This is a genomic window from Pseudomonas sp. NFACC16-2, assembly GCF_900119205.1.
Lineage (GTDB): Bacteria > Pseudomonadota > Gammaproteobacteria > Pseudomonadales > Pseudomonadaceae > Aquipseudomonas > Aquipseudomonas fluorescens_Q.
The window spans coordinates 1-1,229 of the sequence record NZ_FPIX01000090.1 but is presented as its reverse complement, the minus strand read 5'-3'; the positions used below and the strand labels follow the sequence as shown (position 1 = coordinate 1,229).

1 protein-coding gene is annotated in these 1,229 nt (G+C 54.1%); it reads left to right on the top strand.

The genetic code is table 11. The annotated features are described in order from the left end of the window. On the top strand, window positions 1-1,193 hold a 1,193-nt coding region (locus BT116_RS30010; protein WP_072349398.1), incomplete at its 5' end, for an IS256 family transposase. Window positions 1,194-1,229 lie beyond the last annotated feature (36 nt).

The following is a 1,229-nucleotide window of genomic DNA, read 5'->3' as shown; positions in this document are numbered from 1 at the left end:
CCGACAGTCTGTTGGCCAATTACCGAAAGCCTGAAGATCTGATCGGCGAAAATGGTCTGCTCAAGCAGCTCACCAAGATGCTGGTCGAACGTGCCCTGGAAGCTGAAATGACCGAACATCTGGGTCATGACAAAAGCGCAGCGGTGACCAATGCAGAAGGAAATGCCCGCAACGGCCATAGCGGCAAGACGCTCAAAGGCGACTTTGGCGAGCTAGCGTTGGAGATTCCCCGTGACCGCCAAGGCATGTTCGAGCCACAGCTGATTTCCAAGCATCAGACGCGCTGGACCGGCTTCGATGACAAGGTGATTTCACTGTACGCCCGTGGAATGACCGTTCGGGAAATCCAGGGACACCTGGAGGAAATGTACGGCACCGAGGTCTCTCCAAGCCTTATCTCGGCGATTACCGACGCGGTCAGCGAAGAGGTCAAGGTCTGGCAATCGCGGCCTCTGGACGAGCTCTATCCGATCCTCTATCTCGATTGCATCCACGTCAAGGTACGCGACAGCGGCGCAGTCAGAACCAAAGCGGTTTACTTGGCCATTGGCGTCAACATGGACGGTCGCAAAGAGGTGTTAGGGCTGTGGATCGCGCAGACGGAAGGCGCCAAGTTCTGGCTGCAAGTTGTTACAGAGCTTAAAACACGCGGGGTAAAAGACATTTTCATTGCCTGCGTGGACGGGCTCAAGGGCTTTCCTGAGGCCATCGAAGTGGTCTATCCACAAGCTTCGGTTCAACTGTGCATCGTGCACATGGTGCGCAACAGTTTGAAGTTCGTCTCCTACAAATATCAGCGCGAAGCAGCCGCTGACCTCAAACTCATCTACCACTCGACAACCGTTGAAATGGCCGAGCAAAAGCTGACCGACTTCGAGGTCAAGTGGGATGAGCGATACCCTTTAATCAGCCAGTCGTGGCGCAAAAACTGGGCGAGAGTCATCCCTCTGTTCGATTATCCACCGGAGATCCGGAGGGTGATTTACACCACCAACGCCATCGAGTCGATCAACATGAGTCTGCGCAAGGTCACCAAAAGCAGGGCCTCATTCCCGACCGATGATGCGGTAATGAAGCTCTTTTATCTGGCGCTGAATAACATCAGCAAGAAGTGGACGATGCCAATCAGGGACTGGGCGGGGGCTCTAAACAGGTTCAGCATCCAGTTCGAAGACAGGCTTTTGCAGGATTAACAGCAACCCCGTTTACACAAAATTCAGTACACCCCC